The sequence below is a fragment of the Arthrobacter sp. 10N418 genome (genome assembly GCF_056394725.1).
Window position 1 is genome coordinate 1 of sequence record NZ_JBFTIK010000066.1, and the last position, 930, is coordinate 930.

2 protein-coding genes are annotated in these 930 nt (G+C 64.1%); both read left to right on the plus strand.

The window, feature by feature from the left end:
- The first annotated feature begins 110 nt into the window (after positions 1–110).
- A complete protein-coding gene (locus tag AC1DCZ_RS19330) occupies positions 111–338 on the plus strand; it encodes a hypothetical protein (protein ID WP_476976007.1) in 228 nt (75 codons plus the stop codon).
- Between the two features lie 129 nt (positions 339–467).
- A complete protein-coding gene (locus AC1DCZ_RS19335; RefSeq protein ID WP_476976008.1) occupies positions 468–863 on the plus strand; it encodes a sigma factor-like helix-turn-helix DNA-binding protein in 396 nt (131 codons plus the stop codon).
- The last annotated feature ends 67 nt before the right edge of the window (positions 864–930 follow it).

Sequence of the window (930 nt, forward strand, 5' to 3'; positions counted from 1 at the left end):
GGGATTCAATCCGGACGGGCTCGCCGAGCCGGGCCGGAATGATCAGTGCCGTGTATCGTATGGCGTTCATCTTGTGTCCTCTACTCCGAGCAACTAAGACCGCATCCATAGTGCTCCCAATCCCGTCCGCACCCGGGCAGGCCGGCCGGAAAGTTCCGCACCCTTTTTGTCCTGTAGTTGCTGCTGAAACCGGTCAAGGCAACCGCGAGGCTTTCACGGAGTTCTACCAGCGCACCTCGCAGCGGTTTTTCGGCGTGGTGGGGCGGGTGGTTGTCGATCCCGAACTCAGCGAGGAAGTGACCCAGGAAGTTTGCATCGTGGTCTGGCAGGGGGCGTAAAAAAATACGGCCAGCGCGCCGGGAAGCCCGACCGGCCGGCTGACTGGCTGACTGGCTGACGGCGATCTCCCGTCCCAGGGCCGTGGACAAGGTCCGCTCGCATCAGTGCAGCACCAACCGTGCCGCACGATGGGCCGCCGCCTCCTGGAGCCATCCCTACGACGAGGTAGCCCATTCCTTCATCGACCGGATGCCCTGCAACTCGTCGATTCTCTGAGGACACTTTCGCCGCTGCAACGCGAACCGGTTGTGCTGGCGTACTTCGGCGCCCTCACCTTCCGTGAGGTGGCGGAGAGACTCCCGGCACCTTTACCCACCATCAAGTCCAGGGTCCGCGCAGACCTGAATCAGCTCGCGGACAACTCGAGCCCGTCCGAGGGCAGAGTCACGGCGGCCCGTGCGCCGGATGCCATCACCGGACGCCGCGGAAAGACAGGCTTGTCGGTGGCGGGCACGCGATGCGTCCGGGGCCCGGTATCACGGAATGGTTACGGTATCCGGGGAACCCATCCGGAACAGTGTTGATGCCGAAGTACTCCTGACAGAAAAAACCCGCCCCGCTGAAACTCCGCGGCCCCCACCACGGCCCCCG